Annotated in this window: 20 protein-coding genes and 1 tRNA gene; 4 read left to right on the top strand and 17 right to left on the bottom strand. The window is 50.8% G+C overall.

Features of this window, described 5'->3' with window-relative positions; all coding sequences use genetic code 11:
• Positions 1–105: 105 nt before the first annotated feature.
• Complete coding sequence (locus tag AC4IE8_RS16910; RefSeq protein WP_490791516.1) at positions 106–1,065, bottom strand: cytochrome D1 domain-containing protein; 960 nt, start codon at positions 1,063–1,065, stop codon at positions 106–108.
• Between the two features lie 229 nt (positions 1,066–1,294).
• On the opposite strand from AC4IE8_RS16910, the gene AC4IE8_RS16915 reads away from it, so the two are divergent.
• Positions 1,295–1,861, top strand: coding sequence for a bacteriohemerythrin (locus AC4IE8_RS16915; RefSeq protein ID WP_490791517.1), 567 nt, complete (start codon positions 1,295–1,297; stop codon positions 1,859–1,861).
• A gap of 275 nt (positions 1,862–2,136) precedes the next feature.
• Here the strand turns inward: AC4IE8_RS16915 and AC4IE8_RS16920 are convergent, their stop codons facing one another.
• From AC4IE8_RS16920 to AC4IE8_RS16930, 3 genes are all read right to left on the bottom strand, one after another.
• Positions 2,137–3,591: a hypothetical protein gene (locus tag AC4IE8_RS16920; protein ID WP_490791518.1), complete on the bottom strand. Its 1,455-nt coding sequence runs from the start codon at positions 3,589–3,591 to the stop codon at positions 2,137–2,139.
• Positions 3,592–3,676: 85 nt separating this feature from the next.
• Entirely contained in the window at positions 3,677–3,919 is a 243-nt protein-coding gene (locus AC4IE8_RS16925) for a DUF2249 domain-containing protein (RefSeq protein WP_068987655.1), read from the bottom strand.
• Complete coding sequence (locus tag AC4IE8_RS16930; protein ID WP_490791519.1) at positions 3,916–4,353, bottom strand: hemerythrin domain-containing protein; 438 nt, start codon at positions 4,351–4,353, stop codon at positions 3,916–3,918. Before AC4IE8_RS16930 ends, AC4IE8_RS16925 begins: the two co-directional genes overlap by 4 nt.
• Before the next feature lie 277 nt (positions 4,354–4,630).
• On the opposite strand from AC4IE8_RS16930, the gene AC4IE8_RS16935 reads away from it, so the two are divergent.
• Entirely contained in the window at positions 4,631–4,828 is a 198-nt protein-coding gene (locus AC4IE8_RS16935; RefSeq protein WP_068987653.1) for a 6-carboxytetrahydropterin synthase, read from the top strand.
• Positions 4,829–4,906: 78 nt separating this feature from the next.
• Here AC4IE8_RS16935 and AC4IE8_RS16940 read toward each other — a convergent pair whose 3' ends face one another.
• Positions 4,907–6,133 (bottom strand): ammonium transporter, encoded by a 1,227-nt coding sequence (locus AC4IE8_RS16940; protein WP_083225877.1) that lies wholly within the window; start codon positions 6,131–6,133, stop codon positions 4,907–4,909.
• Positions 6,134–6,420: 287 nt separating this feature from the next.
• Here AC4IE8_RS16940 and AC4IE8_RS16945 point away from each other — a divergent pair, with 287 nt between their 5' ends.
• Positions 6,421–7,329, top strand: coding sequence for a hypothetical protein (locus tag AC4IE8_RS16945; RefSeq protein ID WP_490791520.1), 909 nt, complete (start codon positions 6,421–6,423; stop codon positions 7,327–7,329).
• 234 nt (positions 7,330–7,563) lie between these two features.
• On the opposite strand, the gene AC4IE8_RS16950 is transcribed toward AC4IE8_RS16945, so the two are convergent.
• The 7 genes from AC4IE8_RS16950 to AC4IE8_RS16980 all read right to left on the bottom strand — a co-directional run bounded on the left by AC4IE8_RS16950 (position 7,564) and on the right by AC4IE8_RS16980 (position 13,908).
• Positions 7,564–9,435 (bottom strand): methyl-accepting chemotaxis protein, encoded by a 1,872-nt coding sequence (locus tag AC4IE8_RS16950; protein WP_490791521.1) that lies wholly within the window; start codon positions 9,433–9,435, stop codon positions 7,564–7,566.
• An 85-nt stretch (positions 9,436–9,520) separates the two neighbouring features.
• Positions 9,521–9,976, bottom strand: a complete 456-nt coding sequence (locus tag AC4IE8_RS16955) for a rhodanese-like domain-containing protein (protein WP_083225875.1) — start codon at positions 9,974–9,976, stop codon at positions 9,521–9,523.
• Between the two features lie 751 nt (positions 9,977–10,727).
• Positions 10,728–11,201 carry a hypothetical protein gene (locus AC4IE8_RS16960; RefSeq protein WP_068987650.1) on the bottom strand — a complete coding sequence of 158 codons (474 nt, stop codon included), beginning with the start codon at positions 11,199–11,201 and terminating at the stop codon, positions 10,728–10,730.
• Positions 11,202–11,457: 256 nt separating this feature from the next.
• Positions 11,458–11,534: transfer RNA gene (locus AC4IE8_RS16965), tRNA-Met, on the bottom strand.
• Between the two features lie 51 nt (positions 11,535–11,585).
• Complete coding sequence (gene ychF, locus AC4IE8_RS16970; RefSeq protein ID WP_068987594.1) at positions 11,586–12,677, bottom strand: redox-regulated ATPase YchF; 1,092 nt, start codon at positions 12,675–12,677, stop codon at positions 11,586–11,588.
• A gap of 60 nt (positions 12,678–12,737) precedes the next feature.
• Positions 12,738–13,043 carry an STAS domain-containing protein gene (locus AC4IE8_RS16975; protein WP_068987593.1) on the bottom strand — a complete coding sequence of 102 codons (306 nt, stop codon included), beginning with the start codon at positions 13,041–13,043 and terminating at the stop codon, positions 12,738–12,740.
• A gap of 100 nt (positions 13,044–13,143) precedes the next feature.
• The gene (locus AC4IE8_RS16980; protein ID WP_068987592.1) at positions 13,144–13,908 is read right to left on the bottom strand and encodes a ParA family protein; all 765 of its coding nucleotides are present in this window, start codon (positions 13,906–13,908) and stop codon (positions 13,144–13,146) included.
• A 540-nt stretch (positions 13,909–14,448) separates the two neighbouring features.
• Between AC4IE8_RS16980 and AC4IE8_RS16985 the strand changes: the two genes are divergently transcribed.
• Positions 14,449–15,324 (top strand): L,D-transpeptidase family protein, encoded by an 876-nt coding sequence (locus AC4IE8_RS16985; RefSeq protein ID WP_490791522.1) that lies wholly within the window; start codon positions 14,449–14,451, stop codon positions 15,322–15,324.
• Positions 15,325–15,461: 137 nt separating this feature from the next.
• Here the strand turns inward: AC4IE8_RS16985 and AC4IE8_RS16990 are convergent, their stop codons facing one another.
• The 5 genes from AC4IE8_RS16990 to rsmD all read right to left on the bottom strand — a co-directional run bounded on the left by AC4IE8_RS16990 (position 15,462) and on the right by rsmD (position 19,511).
• A complete protein-coding gene (locus tag AC4IE8_RS16990; protein ID WP_068987590.1) occupies positions 15,462–15,731 on the bottom strand; it encodes an Lpp/OprI family alanine-zipper lipoprotein in 270 nt (89 codons plus the stop codon).
• 540 nt (positions 15,732–16,271) lie between these two features.
• Positions 16,272–17,945 carry a gamma-glutamyltransferase gene (ggt, locus tag AC4IE8_RS16995; RefSeq protein ID WP_490791523.1) on the bottom strand — a complete coding sequence of 558 codons (1,674 nt, stop codon included), beginning with the start codon at positions 17,943–17,945 and terminating at the stop codon, positions 16,272–16,274.
• A gap of 15 nt (positions 17,946–17,960) precedes the next feature.
• Entirely contained in the window at positions 17,961–18,215 is a 255-nt protein-coding gene (locus AC4IE8_RS17000; protein ID WP_068987589.1) for a YfhL family 4Fe-4S dicluster ferredoxin, read from the bottom strand.
• Between the two features lie 108 nt (positions 18,216–18,323).
• Entirely contained in the window at positions 18,324–18,800 is a 477-nt protein-coding gene (gene coaD / locus AC4IE8_RS17005; protein WP_068987588.1) for a pantetheine-phosphate adenylyltransferase, read from the bottom strand.
• Positions 18,801–18,941: 141 nt separating this feature from the next.
• Positions 18,942–19,511: a 16S rRNA (guanine(966)-N(2))-methyltransferase RsmD gene (gene rsmD / locus AC4IE8_RS17010; protein ID WP_068987587.1), complete on the bottom strand. Its 570-nt coding sequence runs from the start codon at positions 19,509–19,511 to the stop codon at positions 18,942–18,944.
• Between the last annotated feature and the right edge of the window lie 20 nt (positions 19,512–19,531).

Below are 19,531 nucleotides of genomic sequence, written 5' to 3' on the forward strand. Positions count from 1 at the left end.
TATGGAGAGATATTATAATTGCGATAGGCTACATAGCTCTTTGGGATTTAAATCTCCAAATAAATTTGAAAAAATGGCCGCATAAGATGATATTAACCAAGGCGTCTACTTTTCAGGGGGAGGCTTCAGCTCCTTCATCGAGACCAGCCAACTGGGGTGGTTAGGTGTGTCGTAGATAGCCGCCACACGTGACTCGTTGACGTAATTGCCATCCACATTAACACCACGGGCGGAGACCACTTTCAACGGCTCCATAGTATGGGCGTCGGCAATGACGAAGTGGGGTGGCCAGTAACCGCCGCCCACCACATACTTGCCGTCACCGGACACGGCTACGTCTCGAGCGTCATAGGCGATCTGCACCTCGGCAACCTTCATCTTGTCAGGAGTCTGCCAGAGATCGATCTTGGTCAGCTTGCCGTCACGCCCCTGGGTATACCAGAAACGGCCGGCGTCCTTGGCATGCAGGCTCTTATGATGCTCAGCAGCTTTTAGAACATGCACCGCATAGCCGGTTGGTACGTGGGCAACAACCTCTTTTTTGTCGCCGTCGATAATAGCCACTTTACCCACGTCACGCTCGATGACCAGGAAGAAGTTCTTCCAGTTACGGCCATGCAGAGGCTTGGAGGGATAATCTTTCGGGTCGACGAAGACCTTGTGGCGCTCTTTCATCAAGGCCAGTGACATTTCAGGCGGAATCGGGGGTTCCATCTGAATGTAGGTGGCCATCTTCTTGATCTCATCCGCGGTCATGATATCGTCGAAGTTGTTCATACCGCCTTCGGTACCGAACTTGATGATCTTTTCTAAACGCTCCTGTCCCAGTTTCTGCGTTTCCTTCGGTTCCAGACTCTTACCTGTCGCGCCTTTACGCAGGGTGCCATGGCAACCCGCACAACGCTGAAAATAGATGGTCTTGGAAGCCTCAAAGTCCGCTTCGCTGAGTGTGGGTGTTGCGGCTTGGGCAGCAATGCCTGCACCGCCAATAGTCAAGCTGATTGCCAAAGAGAGCGTACTGACGCTGATACCGGTCCTCACGCTTGGCCTAGAACTTCTAATCATTGGAGTAATCCTCGCTCATGTGTCGATAGTCGCACTACGAATTAAGCTCCCCGGTCAAGTCATCAACCTTGACAAATGTCAAATCAAAAAATGTGGTTTTACCCGATAGTCAATCCAGACAAGGTATTTGATTCGAGTCCGGTTTGGGTTTATTGCGAGATTGAAATGACCCAATCCGTATCCGGTCTTCCTTTTGTTATTGATTTACAACAGTTTCGGGATGCTCGTCATGCGCAAGAGCTTACAGACTTTCGGACTCTCCCTGTTTATCGTACTGGCCTTCCTGGTTATCGGTATCGGTTTTCTGTTTGGTATTGATAATCCGGTTCCGTGGATCATGATAGCGATACTCATTGCATTACCCGTGATCCATAAGAAAATGACATCACGGAAGTTTATTGCCTGGGACGACAACCTGAGTGTAGGAATAGAGGTCATCGATGAGGATCACAAAAAACTACTCTCATTGATCAATAATTTACAGACAGCCATACTCTATCCGACCGGCGAGGCATTCGAACGTCAAGCGTTAAGTGAATTAGTGGATTACACCAAATATCACTTTGCAAGAGAAGAAAAGCTGATGCAGGACAACGGCTATCCGGATTTTGAGCCGCACAAGGAACAGCACGAAATAATGATCATGCAAGTAAGCAATTACATGGATGCCTATGAAAAGGACCGTGAAGCGACGATTGACGAATTGACCAGTTTTCTTAAGACTTGGTTAATCAACCATATCGCAGGCACAGATCAAAACTATAGCCAGTTTTTACGTGACAAAGGGATCCGCTGAATCCATTTGAAATCGACCAATCAGCGTATGAGTTGAATCAACTACCTGTATTGCAGCTCAAAAATCGCGGACGATAGGGATATTTGTTCTGCGTGTGTGGTGCTGTGCCACTTTGCAGAAGCCCGGTTTCAGTTAATATTGCTTTGTCTTCGGAAGTTTAACGCGCCAGAGTTGAACTCTGGGCGCACTGGCCTCTGCCGATGGGTATCGCTACTTAGTGATGTCTCATTGACAAAAACAGTTGCACTCCCATGGCCGCTACTCGCCGTGGCCCACTAGAAATGCACTTGTATTGCTCGCTGATAAGCCATATAGGCCTTAGCAATATTACTTGACAGATAGATCGCTGACCCTGTGAAGACAATACCAGGAAGAGCTGGGAAAGGTTGCGTTATAAAGTCGCCTGCTAACAGCAGGATAATCGCGGATGTATGAACGATATAATGCCGCCTGGCTGAGCGCTCAGGTATAAAATGCTTCATGGAGGGAATTTGAGCGTTAAAACGGCGTCTTTTAAGCACAACCGCCTGCAGATGGTACCAGCATAGAAAAGGCAAAACCCTGTAGATAATGCCAATTGGGATGGTCAAGCCAACGCCGATTAGAAGCAGAATACCTATAACAACATCCCGCTCCGATACTATCCATATCGCCGCCGCCAGTAAAAGGCACCCGATACCGGTTCCTATGAACAAAAGGGTTGAATCGATAATCGGCCGTTTTCTTTGAATAATAATCACAAGAATTCCTACTGCCATGAGGCATAAGAGAAACAGAACCGCTGTAATACTTGATTTAAAAACTGGATCTTCAATAAAGATAGATAGTGTAAAGAACGTCAATAGAATGACTATGGATGGCGCATAAATCTGTTGCAGCAGCAGCGGAATTTCGCGAGTGACATAGAAGATTGGCACGAGCTTGAACAGTACAGAAAAAAGCACGATCCCCAACCACCCCATCAACCCCCAGGAAAGATGGACGGTAATCACATGTTGCATGTCATTCAGTGCCACCTTACCTGCTAAGGCGAGCACTAGGAGTATGCCAAGCAATGCAGTTGGGATCACTGAAAACCAACCCAGCCCCAGTTGTAAAGTGATCTTGATGGGTACGGACTTTCCTTTTATCGTGAGACTTGCGGCCACAAGAAAAACAGAGAATCCAACGCTAATCAAAACTGCCCCAAGCATTAACAGTTCGTGATTGAAAAAGAGAAATCCACTACTCAGTGAGATTGCACCCAGTGCTAGACAAAGGTTTACGATGCTGCTCACTAGCATCACAGAAGGCAGTGGCGTACCGACCACTACCGGCAGTAGCTGAAACATTGCCCCGGTCATGACCTGTGCGAGAAAACCCACTGTAACGAGATGTGTCAATGTCAGCGCCAACGGACTCCAGCGCGAACTGTAGAGATCCTGACCATTGAAGATCAGAAGCAGACCTATCGCCACAGAAAAAAGTGCTGCACTAAAGAAGAACTTGAAAGGAACAAACAATGGCGGCGCTTGTTCCAGGGAAAGTCCCGATGTATTGATCACCTGACTAGGGCCTGCTAACACGAAACCAATACGCCCTGCTGGGACTGTTTTTGTATCCAGCAAAGCAGAATGAGCGTGGTGTAGCCCGGCTATATGAGCGAATGATAACGCTGATGGGCACAAAAACGGTCCCTGCCCTGCGGGTTGCGCCTGAAAAAGCACCACTCGGCGTTGCTCGTCGCTCATTTGGAACAACCAAACTACACTCCTCGCGCCTTGATTGGCGCTTTTTCAGACGCAACAGGGCCTATTGGATTAGTCTTAACAGGCCCTAGCCCGAATCGGTAACCGGAGGGTGCCCTGTGTGCCAGATGCGAATAAAACACTCACCATTCGACCATCGGCTATCCCATGAAAAATCCATCTGCCTCAGAAGAGAATAGAGCGGAAAGGGCTCTCGATTGTGGCGCACACAAAGCCAATCCTCCTTGGACAAGGTGTCAAGCATATCGAGGATGCGTTCGAGAGGAACCGGCGGCTCTAGCTCACGTACATCCAGCTTGCATTCCATCATAATGCCCCTAAGATCCGCCTCGCCACCTCCTCCTCTAGCGTCTGTACGGTTCTGTCTGCCATCGGATAGAGCACATTCTCTTCCTTCGAATTATGCTGCTGTATCATCATCAGGAGTGTCTCCGATGCACTAAGTCCATTATCCCGTGACTGCTCGGTTATAGCAGTTCGCAGAACGTTAACGAGGTATCGTATCTGATCATGCTCCATGGTCATGACTCTGACTGGGCCGCTGGCAGATGCAGTCGCATCCTCAATAGCAGGAAAAAGGACATCTTCTTCGATAGAAAAATGACGCTCCATCATCTCATCGAATGAATCAGCGATTGTCCAGGCATTTTCCCATTCAGACTTGGTAATCGCCTTTTCTATCTCGACAAAAACCTGGTCAATACATCGATGATCTTCGGTCATGGTTTGAGATATCTTAATCATAGAAATGCTCCCGCTGCCGTTACATTGATTCTCGGTGCATTTCGATCTCTGGCCTTGACATGTGTCAATCGTACTATTTAACAATATTAGATAGTTGTTATTAACCCGGTGATTAAGAAAATTTGGCGTATTCACCTTCATGGAAGAGAAAAGAGACGCAAGAAAATTACTGCGAGTTTTTAATCAGGAGAAACGCCGACAGGCTCAACAACTACGTAAATGCGGGATGACACGAGCGTAGATTGACGATTACGTCAAAAAATGGATTAATCAGAATATGCTGCTGCATCCTGATGATCCGGTATTGCCACTGCTGCAGGAAGTGGTTGAGTCGGTCTCCCTGATGTCCACCAACCCAACCGCGGAAAATATTGCACGGCTGATTTTTGACTATGTCGAAGCCGGCAGCTTTCCGCTGGTGGAAGTAGCGCCGCATGAAACCGACAGCGCATTGGCGAGTTATCGAAAGCCTTGATTCAGCGGCGCATGGCCATACCCGCACCGGGTATCGATGGATGCGCCATGACAAGACGCACCCATCAAATACCGGCGATCAACTGATTTCGTTGTAACCGCGCTCTTCGTGCAGAACGATATCCAGACCTTCAATCTCCTCTTCCTTGTTGACCCGAAGACCGATCAACGCATCCACCAGCTTGAGAATGCCCAGGGTCACCACGGCGGTAAAGACGATGGTGACAACAACCCCGATAAACTGCACCCAGAGCTGGCCGCCCATGGAGGTTATGCCATCCGCAAAACCGTACCCGGAAAAGATCCCCAGTGAGGTGGAGGAGAAGATACCGGCCAGCAAAGTACCCAAAATCCCGCCAACCCCATGGACCGGAAAGACATCGAGCGAGTCATCAATTTTAAGCACCTGTTTCAGATAGTTGGTGGCTGAAAAACAGATTATCCCGGCCAGCAGACCAATCACCAGGGCGCCCGCCGGTCCGACGAAGCCGGAGGCTGGGGTGATCGTACCCAAGCCGGCAACCATACCGGTAACCGCACCCAACGCACTGGGTTTACCGAACTTGATCCACTCCCGAACCAGCCAGGTCATCGCACCGGTGGCCGCGGAGATATGGGTAACCAGCATTGCCATCGCGGCACTGCCATCGGCCGCCAGGGCGCTGCCTCCATTGAATCCGAACCAGCCGACCCAGAGCATGCCGGCACCGGCAATGGTCATGGTCATATTGTGAGGCATCATGGATGCTGTACCGAAGCCACGCCTCGGGCCCATCACCATGGCAGCGACCAGAGCGGCCACGCCAGCGGTGATATGAACCACCGTGCCACCGGCAAAGTCGTACAATCCCATACTGCCAAGCCAGCCACCGCCCCAAACCCAGTGGGTAACCGGCACATAGACCAGCATCAGCCAGATGGCACTGAACAGCAGCATGGCTGAGAAGCGCATACGTTCGGCAAAACCACCGACAATCAGAGCCGGCGTAATGATGGCGAATGTCATCTGAAAAAGCATGAACAGGGATTCCGGGATATCGCCAGAAAGAGTCTCCTTACCGACACCAGCCATGAGAATCCGACTGAAATCGCCGATCCAGGCGTTTCCTTCACCGAAGGCCAGACTATAGCCGGCAATCAACCATAGGATCGACACCAGACCGGCAATGGCAAAACACTGCATCAGTACGGAGAGAACATTCTTGGTTCTCACCAGGCCGCCGTAAAACATCGCCAGCCCCGGCAACGTCATAAACAACACCAGGGCGGTTGACGCCATGATCCAAGCCGTATTTGCACTATTCATGAATACCCCTTCTAGTCATTACTCCCCCCTCTCCCAAGATCAGGAATAAGCACACAATTTACTGTTTTTTTACAAATTAATGCTTTAACTCAATATTCATTAAGTTAAAGTCACAAAATGGCAGATCGGAACTAAAGTTACCACCAATTTAGCCGTTACGCCTCACGTGGGTTCGCGGATGAACAATACCATAGAGTGGATTGTCCAAAAATACTTGACTATATAAGCAATTATTAATACAGTATCCCGTGAAGCAGTGTTTTACTACTTACGGCCCGACTGGAACAATGGATATCAGGACATACACACAGACTCAAGCTGTCTCAAATGGGGTAACCCCTTTTAGAATCAGTAGCATAGAGCAGTTACCAACACTTGCTCAGGATGAGTCGTGTCATATTATCAAGCAGTATTTCGACTATCTTGAGCGCACCCTGTCGAATCAGGAGGCCATAGTCGACGTCGAGCAACTGCGTGATATGCTCAACGAAGTCTCCGGCTTCATCCGTTCCAATAAAAGCCAGCTCAGGGCTGACGGCTACAGCCGCATGCTGAAGCGTTTGAACAGTATCTACGCTCAGGGCCTGCGCAATACCAATGACCGGGCCTTCACCCGCACTGCAGTCAACTTTGCCGACATATTGAACACAGTGAGTCAGAGCTTTCCGAGCTACGACTACAGTGAATCAGTTGGACTGCTGCTGCACTACATGCACAAAATGTTCAACTATCGGGAAGAGGGATGGATCGAGGTGTTCGAACACCTGATCTCAATGTCCGACTCGCTCGAGATCATGCAGCTGATCAAAACTCAACACCTTCAGGAGATCCAAAACTGGGTTGAAGAGGGCGTGGACAATCTGTTCGCCCTGATGGATGAACAACTGGAAGTCATCGACAACATCGATGCTGATATCCTGTTGCTTGACCAGGAACTGCTGCAGCGCCGCAAGGCTTTCTCCAAACAAACCCGAGCCACTCAATCTGAACTGGTGATTCCTATCTCCAGAGCCCGTGATAAGCAGTTGATCCAGGACCTTTTTGATCGGCGAGCCCAGCTGATCACTGAACGGGTCGGCAAACTGGAACTGGCAGACCTGCTGGATGAGAACATCCAGGAATTTACCGATCGTCTGATTGAGATACGGCGCAGTGCAATGATCCAGCTCGTGTGGAGCAATCCTGCCAGTCACTAAACCATCTCCAGCAGTCAAGCGAACATGAAACAAATGGCCTGATCATCTCAGGCCATTTTTTTTGATACGGGAAAACTCACTGCCCCAGTGAATTCGTAAATGTCAGCCTGATTAGGGCCTGCTGCCACGAACCGTTGCTCGTCGCCCATTTGGAACAACCAAACTACACGCCATGCATCTTGATTGGCGCTTTTTCAGGCACAACAGGACGTATTGGATACGTGTTAACAGGCCCTAAGAGACCTTAAACCGATCCATCTCTTCAGTCAGGACTCTGGAGAGCCCTTTCAGGTCCCGTACAACGCTGCTTGTGTTGTTGGATTGGGCTGAAGTCTCATCTGCACTTTTGGAGATTCTCTGAATATTCTGGTTCATCTCCTCCGTGGTGGCACGCTGCTGATCAGCTGCCGCAGACACCTGGGAGCCGAGCTGATTGATCAGTTCAATCTTCTGCTGCACGGAATCCAGGGTATCCCCAATGGTGGTTGCCTGCTGAGATGACTCTTCGGCATGGCTGACACTGACCGCCATAACATCAACCGCCTCATTGACCCCCGCCTGCAACGCGGAGATGATCTGCTCGATCTCTTTGGTCGAGTCCTGGGTTCTACCAGCCAGGGTTCTCACCTCATCTGCCACCACCGCAAAACCTCTTCCCTGCTCACCGGCACGCGCCGCCTCAATCGCCGCATTCAGTGCCAATAGATTGGTCTGTTCAGCAATGCTCTTGATCACCTCGAGTACCACACCGATCTGCTGGCTTTCTTCAACCAGAGTCTGGATGACATCACTGCCCTTACGGATCTTTTCAGTCAAGGTACCGATGCTCTGTACCGACTGTTTGACGATCCGGTTGCCCTCTTCTGTCGCGGTCATCGAATCTGTCGCGGAGCTTGCCAGATGATTGATATTCTCAGAGACATGGGTTGCACTGGCGGTCATTTCACTCAACGAAGTCGCCAACAGATCCAGTTCCTGTTTCTGGTGCGTCACGGCAAGGTTGGTTTTTTCAGATGAGTTGTTTACCTCATCAATCGTCATAACCAGACTCTCGGAGGTATTGGCCACCTTACCCACCAATCCGCTCAGGTCATAGTTCATTTTCTGCATCGCACCGAGTAATCGTTTGAATTCATCGTTACGATTGCAGGTAATCTCCTGTGAAAGGTCGCCGGAGGCGATTCGTTCCATATGCTGGACGCCCATATCGAGTGGCTTCAATGCAATCTTCATATAAAGCATCACCCCGAGCATGAGCAAGCCAAGCATCACCACAGCAATGGTATAACTGATGATGATCAGTCTCTGCTGGGATTTGGCATTTTCAGTGATATCTTCGATCGACACCATTCTGCCAACCAGCTTGCCATCCGTGCTGAGCAAGGGCAAAGAGCCAACTCCCAGAATACTCTCCTGCCAACTGACCTCATGGTAACTCTGCTGATCACCCTGATGATTTTCCAGATCGGGATAGGTATCTGTAGTCGTGGCAGCCACTTTGCCGCTATCTGTCTTGAAAATAATCTCCCTGCCATTTGCCGCTTTGATTTTTTCTGCGACGGCATCGAGCCCTTTTTCATAGACACCGACACCAACCAGATCGGAGCGATCATAGATTGGGAAAGCCACCAGATTTACCAGACGCCCATCAGCTGTCAGCTCAAATCCATCCGCCGATTTGCCTGTGGCGATGGCTTGATTCGCCACTTCCGGGCTCTGACTGACGCCATCCAGGGAGCTGAAGCCGATTCGACCATCCTTGGCAAGGATCATCACATTGTCTGCAATCCCCATTGCCTGCAATCGGGTTGCGGTTGGTCCTACGGCATCTCTAACACCCTCTTTACTAAACCGATAGAGTGACGCACTGAGTTTGCGATTCCGGGTTAGCGAGGTGAAATTTGCCGCCATGGTTGAACGTTCGTTTTCACCGATGGCGCGCCAGAGATCTTCGAGTCCGGCCAGGTAGGACATCTGATAATCACTGTTTTTCCTATCGTAGAGATGCTGTCCCAAAGAGAACAGCACGATGGTGAAAACCAGCGTCGCCAGACCAATCACAAGACTGAGCCTGAGCTTAAGCGAGAGTCGATTTAGCAATGTCATCAGAGATCTCCGACGGGAGCTTCAACCAAGTGGTTTGCCGTTATCATGGCACGCCGGGATACACTCCCAGCGCACCGCTTCGGCATTACTCAACCGGATAACCTGCCGTTGTCCAGCCTGGAAACCCATCTCTGAAATAATAGACTTTGCTCCAGCCCCACTCCACAGCCAAAGCAGCGCCCCAACTGGAGCGATCACAGCCCTCTGCATTGCAGTAGAAGACAACCGCCTCATCTTTGGGAACTTCCGCAGCCAGCGAGTCTGCTGTCAGTTGTTGATTCGGAGTACCCGGGTCATACTCAATATTCAAAGCACCTGGGATACGGCCGGCTTCATACTGTTCCGGCTTACGGGGATCGATAAACCAGGCTCTGGCTTTCCAAAGCTCGTGGGCTTTGGCGCTGTCGACGGTGGTGGCGCCGGTAACGGTTGCTGGGGAGACATAACTTTTATCCGTTTTGACTGGCAGATCGACAGCAAATGCAGAACCGGAAAATAAAAGACAAAGCGATACTAAGGTACTTTTGGCCACAGATTTCATCGAATAATCTCCTTGGTGAATTATATTTAACACTGTTCATTCGATACTTATTGAGGGTGTATCAGAATTCAGTTTTTATAAGTCGAATCCATCGATCAGTTTTCACGTGAGATTCGAGCTTGATTTGTAATCTCCATTTCTTACTCGACTGTTATTTGTAAAACTTTAATTGAGTTATTGTTTTAACAGACCAACCTCGTATTTCGCCCATCGCTCTATTAGGGCCTGTCAACACCGATCCAATCGGCCCTACTGTATAGACGCTTAATTGAATACCATTAAAATCCCAAGCCAGTGTCATTTTCAATGCCAGTAATTCAGTATTTGATTATTTAAACCAATACCTCACACAATCCGCTCTTAAGATAACTGGGATATGTTGTAACACTTGTTTTTTCTATCGTAGAGATTGGCAATAGAAATATGGCCTGATCCGTCAATAGTTAAAAAAATTATTGCTAGCAGTAAAGACAGACAGCACTGACGATTGGTTTAGGGTGCAATCCGCAACCGCGGACCAATCATGTTAGACAACATAGCAGAATAAAACAGATGGATACTGTCCGTATGCCCATAGCCATAACCGGTATTCCTGAGCAGGAACATTAGCGTCAAACCACCACTCAGCCATCTAATATTTATTGTTGTAGGTTCCTACTTCTCAACTTCCATCCTGAGTGCAAACAACCTTTCTATAGCGCTGCACACGATCCATATAACCAAGCCACACCGGAGACCAACTCAAAGGTTATCAGTCAGACAGATTCAAGACAGGACTACTGGCACTTGCCGGTTCAACAGGCAAAGAAATAAAGGCATGATCGTTCTTACCGTGGCAGGTCATGCAGGCCTGATTCAGCTTAACAAATGCTGGTTTGAAGAACTTCCAGTTTCTGGATGCTACCCCATCACTGATTGCCGGAATTCCTGTCTCAATGAACTCCTGTGCTGTTTCAGCCCGTTTAGGTCTGGCCAACTGAACAACCTTGATCAGTTTCTCAATCTCTTCCACCTGATACTGAGCAAACTCCCAACGACCCTGTTTAGCTGCCCAGTAGAGATTCTTGTAGCGCTCACCAATTTCAAACATCCAGTGGGAAGTTCCGGGCACCAGCTTAACCAGGTTAGCCAGTTGCTCTGACGGCTCACTCTTTTCGCGCCAATCAGCTTGTGAGGTAAAAACAGAAAACAGCAGGAACAACAGAACAACGATCAAGGTCTTCATATAACATCCGCATAGTTAAACAGCCATACCTTTTCCAACAATACCTACATCGGTGTGATAACAGCCTGTCATCGGAGGAAGTCATCTCAAGGTGTTGATTCAGGTCCCAGCACAAGACCCGGCAGATCAGTAATGGCCAATCAAATCGGCTCAGTGATTATATATTCTGAGCCATCATTAAGGAGGGGGAAGTCTATTATTTTACGCAGGCACAAAAAACCCGGCGATGCCGGGTTTTTTGTAACATACTAAAATATGGTAGCAAGGGGCAGATTCGAACTGCCGACCCCAGCATTATGAGTGCTGTGCTCTAACCAACTGAGCTACCTTGCCATATACGCATGAAGGGCGTGAAATATACTGATGCTGCAGCCAAGTGTCAAATCAGACATTGAAACGAAAATGGATCACATCCCCGTCACTCACCACGTACTCCTTCCCTTCCGAGCGTAACTTTCCCGCTTCCCTGGCACCCTGCTCCCCTTTACAGGCGACGAAATCGTCATAAGCAATTACCTCAGCACGGATGAATCCCCGCTCGAAGTCGGTGTGGATAACCCCGGCAGCCTGGGGTGCGGTGGCTTCGGCGGGAATCGTCCAGGCCCGCACCTCTTTCTCACCAGCGGTAAAGTAGGTATCCAGACCCAGTAGCTGGTATCCGGCACGGACAACCCGATTCAGTCCTGGCTCTTCCAGACCCATGTCAGCCAGAAACTCGCCCCTTTCTTCCTCATCCAGCTCCACAATTTCAGCCTCAATGGCGGCACAGACCGCTACCACTTCGGCACCCTCTTCAGCAGCCAGGGCTTGAAGCGTCTGCAGATGAGGATTGTCGGTAAACCCCTCCTCATCAACATTGGCGATATAGAGCACAGGTTTGACGGTCAGCAGAAACAGATCCCGCAGTTCGATCAGCTGCTCCTCACTCAATGCCATACTGCGTACTGGATTACCCTCATTCAGGTGGTCACGAACCAACTCCAGCAGCTCTTTACGGGCAAGAACCTTTTTATCTCCGGTTTTCGCCTGTCGCGCGGTTTTGTCGAGTCCCTTCTCCACCGACTCCAGGTCGGCCAGGGCCAATTCCGTATTGATGACTTCCACATCACCGGCCGGATCGACCCGACCCGCCACATGCACAACATCGTCATTCTCAAAACAGCGCACCACCTGGGCAATGGCATCGGTTTCACGAATATTGGCGAGAAACTTGTTACCCAGCCCCTCTCCCTTGGAGGCACCCGCCACCAGGCCGGCGATATCGACAAACTGCATACTGGTGGGGATGACCGCCTGAGGATTGACGATCGATGCGATCACATCGAGCCGGTGATCGGGCAGGGGTACCACCCCGACATTGGGATCAATGGTGCAAAAGGGGTAGTTTTCCGCTGCAATCGTCGCCTTGGTCAAGGCGTTGAAAAGAGTGGATTTGCCCACATTCGGCAAACCGACGATACCGCATTTGAAACCCATGAATGCTGCCCCTGAGAAAAAAAGGAGCCAGCATACCGGAAACGGCGCTGATTGGCACCACTACTGAATTGTGAACAGCTTACCGAAGTTGGCGATCTGCAGAATTTCCAGCACGGCGTCGTTGCCGTTGATCAACATCACATTGTTCTCCTGAACCGCGCTGTGCTCACGCAGCTGCAGCAACATGCCCATCGCAGAACTGTCCAGATAATCTGTCTCTGCCAGATCAACGACAAACAGCTTCTCACCCTTTGGGTAGGTCTTATAGGCCTGCATGAAGTCCTGATGAGTTGAAAAATCAAAACGGCCGGCGATTTTCAGTGTCACGGTCTTTTCGTCATCAGATAGTGCAGAGGATATGGACATGGCTGGCCTCGTTGTTTGTAGAAGTTGCTATCACTCATTATCGTCACAGCCGTCCATTGCTTAAATCGAATTGATTGTCTCACCATCGCACCTTGCGGCGCTATTCAGATGCAACAGGTGCTGATTTCATCAACAGCTCTGCCAGGGCTTTAAACTCTTTTGCCGACTGACTGTTGGGTTTGTATTCAAATATTGTACGCCCCGCCCCAGGGCACTCGGCAATGGCAGCCGCCTCGCGTATCGTAATCTCCAACAACTGATCCGGAAAGTGTTTTTGTAATTTCTCAGCGATATCCTTCGACAGTTTTCTGCGTGGAAAAAAGCGATTCAAGGCGATCCATTGAGTTAAGGGCTTGGACAGATAGGGTTCGAATTTCTTTAATGTTTTCAGCATCATGACCAATCCATTCAAGGACATATGATCGGCACAGAGCGGAATCAGGGCCTCGTCTGCGGCAAAAATCGCGTTCGCCACCAACAGTCCGGCTGAGGGAGGGCAATCGAACAGCACAAAATCCTGGTCTGCTGACATACCCTGCAAACCCTGCTGCAACAACCGGGCACGGGTTGCCCCGCCATCCTGGAGATACTCGATCTCCTGCAGTTTTTCACCAGCCGGAATCAGGGTCAGCAGGTCACGGATACCCTGTCTGACATCAGTGATCCCCTGCTGCTGCAACAGAACCTGATCGATTCCCTTTGTGGGTGCACGGAACAGACCATAGCTCGAAGCCAATTGCCCCTGGGGATCCAGATCGATCACCGTGACCCGCTGACCAGCCAGTGCCAGGGCATGCCCCAGGTTGGTGGTTAGGGTGGTTTTACCCACACCACCTTTCTGATTAATCAGTGCAATTCGCCTCATGCGGTTTCCTGTTCGATGATCTTGATAACTTTGCCACCCCTCAGGGGTAGATCAGCACTCACTCCGTCTGCCATATTGATGCTGAGGTCTTTGATATAAAAGAAAAATAGTGTCACTATTTTAGTTTGGCTCCCAATTCAACAGATGCTTACAAGACCCGGATACCATCTGCTGCAAGGATCAAAACCAATGCCTGGAAATTCCCTTGCCCCGTCGCAATGGACTCACAGATGATGGCAAAAGAGTCCCAAATGGCGTTAACGGGTAATTACCTGCAATCCCCAGGTAATTATTGATAGGTAAAAAATTTCAATCAACACAAGACCCTACAGTGACTATCGACCCTGAAACCCGATTCTTTAAGACCACTCGAGAGGAAACCGTGCTGAATACTGTCTTGCATAAGTGTCTGATATATCTCAGCAGACCCCTCATGATCTGAGGTAAACTCACCAATATAGGTTTGTTGTTATTCTGATTGACATGTATCACAAGCAATTTTACACACTACTCTGGTTGTCATTGATGAGCTGCTCGCTCATGGCAGTCACTTTTGACCTGCCTGAAGCGGGTGACGATCTGGTGGGACGATCCTTTCGATACACCACACACTATGAGGAGACATTCTCCGACATCGCGCGGATCTATGACATAGGCTATCGGCAGATGGTTGCCGCCAATCCCGAGGTGGATCCCTGGCTGCCTGGAGAAGGCAGTGAGATTGTCATCCCGCAACAGTACATTCTCCCCCCTGGCCCCCGAGAAGGCATCGTTATCAATCTCGCAGAACTGCGTCTCTACTACTACCCCAAGAACAGACCTGTGGTGGTCACCTATCCAATCGGCATTGGAAGGGAGGGTTGGAGTACCCCGACGGGCAAAACCTCCGTAATCGGCAAAAAGAAGGATCCCAGCTGGACAGTACCGGAATCGATACTCAAGGAGCACGAAGAGCAGGGTGATCCGCTACCGGATGTAGTTCCTCCCGGACCGGATAATCCGCTTGGCAGCCATGCCATCTATCTGGGTATGAGTGGCTATCTGCTGCACGGCACCAACAAACCCTATGGGGTGGGCATGCGGGTCAGTCACGGCTGCATTCGTCTCTATCCTGAGAACATCTCAAAATTTTTCAACGAAGTGGATACCGGCATTCCGGTGCGCATTATCGACAAACCCTACAAAGCCGGTTGGCTCGATGGGGAGTTGTATGTCCAGGTCCATCCACCGCTGGCTGAATATGTCGAAGAGCGAGGCCACAACCAGACTGAGCTGGTGAATGCGGTGATCAGCAAACTGATGGAAGACAAACGAAGACCCGACTGGACTCAGCTGCAGAACTATGCGGAGCAGGAAACCGGCCTACCGATGCCGCTCTACCTACTGCAGGGAGACGAGGTGGCTGACAACCACTGAATCAGAGTCTGATCCAATCAGCCGCTCCCCTGCCTCATGGCCATATAAAACAGAAAACCCCCGCAGAAAAAATCTGACGGGGGTTTCCCATAACACTCAAATCTCCGGCTGATGCCGCAGACTGGAGGTATTGGCACTTATTTGGCCATTGCTTTCTCAGACATACGTCCACAACGCTCATTACAGGCTTCAGCAGAATCCTTGGCAGCGTTCGCAGCTTTCATAGCAGCATCGGCAGTACCCTGAGCGGTAGCAGCTTCCAGTTGAGCCTCTTTCGCAGCTTTCATAGCAGCATCGGCAGCGGCCTGAGCGTTTGCGACATCAGCTTCCAGGCTGCTGTTGGTAGCACAACCTGCGAACAGACCAAGACTGAGAATCATTGCGGCGGTTTTGATGGTAGTTTTCATATTTACTCTCGATCTCTCTTATGAGTTTTTACAATATGTGGCAGACGCCCCGTACCTTTGCACCCGTGGTTTAGCGATACAGAGTTTCCCAAATAGACCCTCTCCAGGTATCTCTCGCGAATCAACCCCAATCCCGGGGTTAAGGGCTCTTTGATCTCATTTGCTCAGGTGTGGTGGCTGAAATGGATTTCAAACCCTCCACCTGTTGCCGATTCAATCAGTAGCACCAACAACTTTCAACGGTCTATATGGGACGCTCCCAAAGTATCAGGTCATACCCTGTTTCGCTCGACTTGCCCCCTATTGGTTAACAGGGTGCTGTATCGGGTAGAACATTGTAAGACCTGCTCTTCACCGTTAAACACGTATCTAAAAACTTCAGGCTGTAAAGAGCGGTAACATCTGGCACGGAAGCTTGATCCAAAAGTTAAACAAATTCAATGGCAAGATTCCAACTTTTAGAACTTTTTTGCAAATAATCACCCCTGACAGCTCAATAAACAGGGTTAATCGGGCCTGTGAACAGTTCCCTAGGCTATCTCAATCGATTTTTGCCATCCCCACACCCCGTGGATCACTGGCCGCATCAATCTGACCTGTGGATTTATCCCAGACTACAGCCTGCATATTGCCGTATCGGTTCTTCAGGGGTTTGAAATTGTGCCCCATCTCGGTCAACTGCCCAATCAGCGTCTCACTGAGGGCGTCAGTTTCCATCTGTATCACGTCGGGCAGATACTGATGGTGGAAACGGGGACGGCTGACCCAGGCCTGAGGTCCACGCCCCTCGGCCATCTCCAGGATACCGAGCAACACCATGGTGATGATCCGACTCCCACCAGGGGTACCGAGAATGGCGATACGCTGGGAATCCTCAACAAAGGTGGGGGTCATGCTCGACAGCATACGTTTCCCCCCCTCAATGGCGTTTGCCTCCCCACCCACAAGTCCGTAAACATTCGGTACTCCCGGGCTTGCGGAGAAGTCATCCATCTCATCATTCAGCAGAACCCCGGTGCCGGGAACCACAACACCGGCGCCAAAGGGGTAGTTGATACTCAGCGTGGCCGCAACCCGGTTACCCTCCCGGTCGAGGATGGAGAAATGGGTGGTATCCTGCCCCTCGGCAGTGGATATTTCGGTCTGCTTCGGGCTGGGGGTCGCCCGTTGCATATCGATACTCCGGGCCAGACCCGCCCCGTAGAGGGGATGAATCAGTTTCTCCACCGGCACCTGAACATAGTCCGGGTCGCCTAGGTATTCTGCCCGGTCACGATAGGCCCGACGCATCGCCTCGACCAGCAGATGGGTTTTCTGCGGCTCGGGCAATTCCGCATAGTTATTCTCTTGCAAGATATTGAGAATGGTGAGGATTGCAATCCCCCCGGATGAGGGAGGCGCAGCACTGGTGATGCGCATCCCCTGATAGTGACCGATAATTGGGCGTCGCTCCACAACCCGATAGTCGTGCAGATCCTGCATCGTCCAGATGCCGCCTGCCGATTGAACGCCATCGACCAGCCGCTGCGCCAATTCACCCCGATAAAAGCCATCAGCGCCCTGCTCTGCCAAGACCCTCAAGGTGGCTGCCAGATCGGGTTGTTTGATCAGATGCCCAGCAGGAGGCACCTCCCCCTGCAGCAAAAACTGCCCAGCGGAGGCGTCATGGGACTGCAGCACCGGCAGGCGCCATGTGGCCATGCGCCGATAGTAGTCATCGACGGCAAACCCCATGTCGGCAACCTCAATGGCTGGCTTCAGCAGATCAGCGAGGGGCAGTCTCCCATAGTTTTCTGTCAAGTGGGCCAGTGCTGCCGGAACACCGGGTATGCCGGCCGCCAGGGCACCATCAATCGACTTGTCTGCCACCACGTCACCCTGCGCATCCAGATAGAGATCCCGATGTGCGGCCAAGGGCGCCCGTTCACGGCCATCCAGCATGGTCTGGAAGCCGTCACTGGCCCGATGCAGCAACCAGAACCCACCACCGCCCAGTCCGGAACTGTAGGGTTCGACGACCGCCAGAACCGCAGTCACCGCCACCGCCGCGTCGAAGGCGTTACCCCCCTTTCTGAGGATTTCATGGCCCGCTTGAGTAGCCAGGGGATGGGCGGAAGCGATAGCCGCCTTGGCGGGCTTTTGCGCAGCCCAGAGCTGGCTGTAACAGCCAAGCAAAATAATAAGGCTCCACAGGGGAGCCTTATACAATCTCATGACTCGCGTCATCATCTAGTCGGATTCACCGGTAATCTTCAGATACTTGCTGTAGAGCTGTTCGTAACTCTCTTCATGCTCCGGATCTTTCGGAATACAATCAACCGGGCAGACTTCGACGCACTGGGAGGTTTCGTAGTGCCCAACACATTCCGTACAGAGGTCTGCTTCAATTTCATAGATTTCATCACCCTGTGTGATTGCCCCATTGGGACATTCGGGTTCACATACATCACAATTGATGCATTCATCGGTGATCAATAAAGCCATGCGGTTCTCTCCTACTTGTTCGGATGATTGTCTGTTGCTGGGGCTGACGATCGATCAACCCACCCTGATTAATAAGCGCCACCTCTGTAATGGCGCGGGAATTTTAGGCTAGCCATAGCGTTGACTCAATGCATTTTGTACAGCCGGATGGGTAAATTCAGATACATCCCCGCCCAATGCGGCGATTTCTCTGACCAAACCGGAGGATATGAAGGCAAATTGCTCAGCGGGTGTGAGAAACAGAGTTTCAATTTCCGGGGAGAGCCGCCGATTCATACCTGCCAACTGAAATTCATACTCAAAGTCGGAAACCGCGCGCAAGCCGCGCAGAATCACATTCGCCCCACACTCCTTCACGAAGTCCACCAACAGCGTATCAAAAGCGAGAATCTCGACATTCTCGATACCCCCCAGCACGGTATGAGCCAGGGAGAGACGCTGGTCTAGGTCAAACGCAGGATTTTTACCCGGGTTTTTCGCAATCGCCAAAATCACGTGATCGAAGAGTTCGGAGGCCCTTCTGACCAGATCGCTATGGCCATTGGTGATTGGATCAAATGTTCCGGGGTATACGGCTCTAATCATATGTTGCTATCAATTGAACAAGATAATCATAATATCAGGCTTGAAAGTTATGAATGATAATTCTCACCCCAGTCTTTAACGGGTTTAAACCCACCCTCAACTAACGGTAACAGCAGAGTTTAGCAAGCTTTAGGCCATCGCTCATCCCGGAAGGGGAGCACAAGCCAAACCGTAGCGCACCTGTCCGGCACATTTATCCTTAAGCAACTGCCACCCCTCGGGTAGCACCGGCAGCGGCCTCGATACCTCATCCTCCATGTAGATACGAGCATTGTCCGCCAACCAGCCCTGGTTCAGTTTGTGACAGAGTGGCCCAAGTAGATCAGCAGAGAACGGCGGGTCGAGAAAGACCACATCGAAGGGTACAGGCGACTGCTCAAGCCACTGCAGGGCGTCGGCCCTGATCACGGACACCTGGTCCAGGTTCAGCTGCTTGCGATTCTCTTCCAGTTGCCGAACCACCGGGTTGGCGGTATCAAGCATCACCACCTGACCCGCACCTCGGGAGGCCGCCTCGATACCCAACGAGCCACTTCCGGCAAACAGGTCCAGGCAGCGTGCCCCACTTATCCAGGGCTGCAACCAGTTGAAGAGGGTTTCCCGGATACGGTCACCGGTGGGCCTGAGCCCTGGAAGCTCGGCAAATGGCAGCTTCCTGCCCCTGTGCTCACCGCCGATAATGCGGACTTGGCATGCTGAGTGATTGGCCATTGGTCGGTCTCTGATTCGTT

It is taken from the genome of Candidatus Thiodiazotropha sp. AKAK2 (genome assembly GCF_058244685.1).

Excerpts from the sequence above, each read along its gene's own strand:
- AC4IE8_RS16910 (WP_490791516.1), bottom strand. The coding sequence starts at position 1,065 with ATGATTAGAAGTTCTAGGCCAAGCGTGAGGACCGGTATCAGCGTCAGT.
- AC4IE8_RS16915 (WP_490791517.1), top strand. The coding sequence starts at position 1,295 with ATGCGCAAGAGCTTACAGACTTTCGGACTCTCCCTGTTTATCGTACTG.
- AC4IE8_RS16920 (WP_490791518.1), bottom strand. The coding sequence starts at position 3,591 with ATGAGCGACGAGCAACGCCGAGTGGTGCTTTTTCAGGCGCAACCCGCA.
- AC4IE8_RS16925 (WP_068987655.1), bottom strand. The coding sequence starts at position 3,919 with ATGATGGAATGCAAGCTGGATGTACGTGAGCTAGAGCCGCCGGTTCCT.
- AC4IE8_RS16930 (WP_490791519.1), bottom strand. The coding sequence starts at position 4,353 with ATGATTAAGATATCTCAAACCATGACCGAAGATCATCGATGTATTGAC.
- AC4IE8_RS16935 (WP_068987653.1), top strand. The coding sequence starts at position 4,631 with ATGCTGCTGCATCCTGATGATCCGGTATTGCCACTGCTGCAGGAAGTG.
- AC4IE8_RS16940 (WP_083225877.1), bottom strand. The coding sequence starts at position 6,133 with ATGAATAGTGCAAATACGGCTTGGATCATGGCGTCAACCGCCCTGGTG.
- AC4IE8_RS16945 (WP_490791520.1), top strand. The coding sequence starts at position 6,421 with ATGGATATCAGGACATACACACAGACTCAAGCTGTCTCAAATGGGGTA.
- AC4IE8_RS16950 (WP_490791521.1), bottom strand. The coding sequence starts at position 9,435 with ATGACATTGCTAAATCGACTCTCGCTTAAGCTCAGGCTCAGTCTTGTG.
- AC4IE8_RS16955 (WP_083225875.1), bottom strand. The coding sequence starts at position 9,976 with ATGAAATCTGTGGCCAAAAGTACCTTAGTATCGCTTTGTCTTTTATTT.
- AC4IE8_RS16960 (WP_068987650.1), bottom strand. The coding sequence starts at position 11,201 with ATGAAGACCTTGATCGTTGTTCTGTTGTTCCTGCTGTTTTCTGTTTTT.
- ychF (WP_068987594.1), bottom strand. The coding sequence starts at position 12,677 with ATGGGTTTCAAATGCGGTATCGTCGGTTTGCCGAATGTGGGCAAATCC.
- AC4IE8_RS16975 (WP_068987593.1), bottom strand. The coding sequence starts at position 13,043 with ATGTCCATATCCTCTGCACTATCTGATGACGAAAAGACCGTGACACTG.
- AC4IE8_RS16980 (WP_068987592.1), bottom strand. The coding sequence starts at position 13,908 with ATGAGGCGAATTGCACTGATTAATCAGAAAGGTGGTGTGGGTAAAACC.
- AC4IE8_RS16985 (WP_490791522.1), top strand. The coding sequence starts at position 14,449 with ATGGCAGTCACTTTTGACCTGCCTGAAGCGGGTGACGATCTGGTGGGA.
- AC4IE8_RS16990 (WP_068987590.1), bottom strand. The coding sequence starts at position 15,731 with ATGAAAACTACCATCAAAACCGCCGCAATGATTCTCAGTCTTGGTCTG.
- ggt (WP_490791523.1), bottom strand. The coding sequence starts at position 17,945 with ATGAGATTGTATAAGGCTCCCCTGTGGAGCCTTATTATTTTGCTTGGC.
- AC4IE8_RS17000 (WP_068987589.1), bottom strand. The coding sequence starts at position 18,215 with ATGGCTTTATTGATCACCGATGAATGCATCAATTGTGATGTATGTGAA.
- coaD (WP_068987588.1), bottom strand. The coding sequence starts at position 18,800 with ATGATTAGAGCCGTATACCCCGGAACATTTGATCCAATCACCAATGGC.
- rsmD (WP_068987587.1), bottom strand. The coding sequence starts at position 19,511 with ATGGCCAATCACTCAGCATGCCAAGTCCGCATTATCGGCGGTGAGCAC.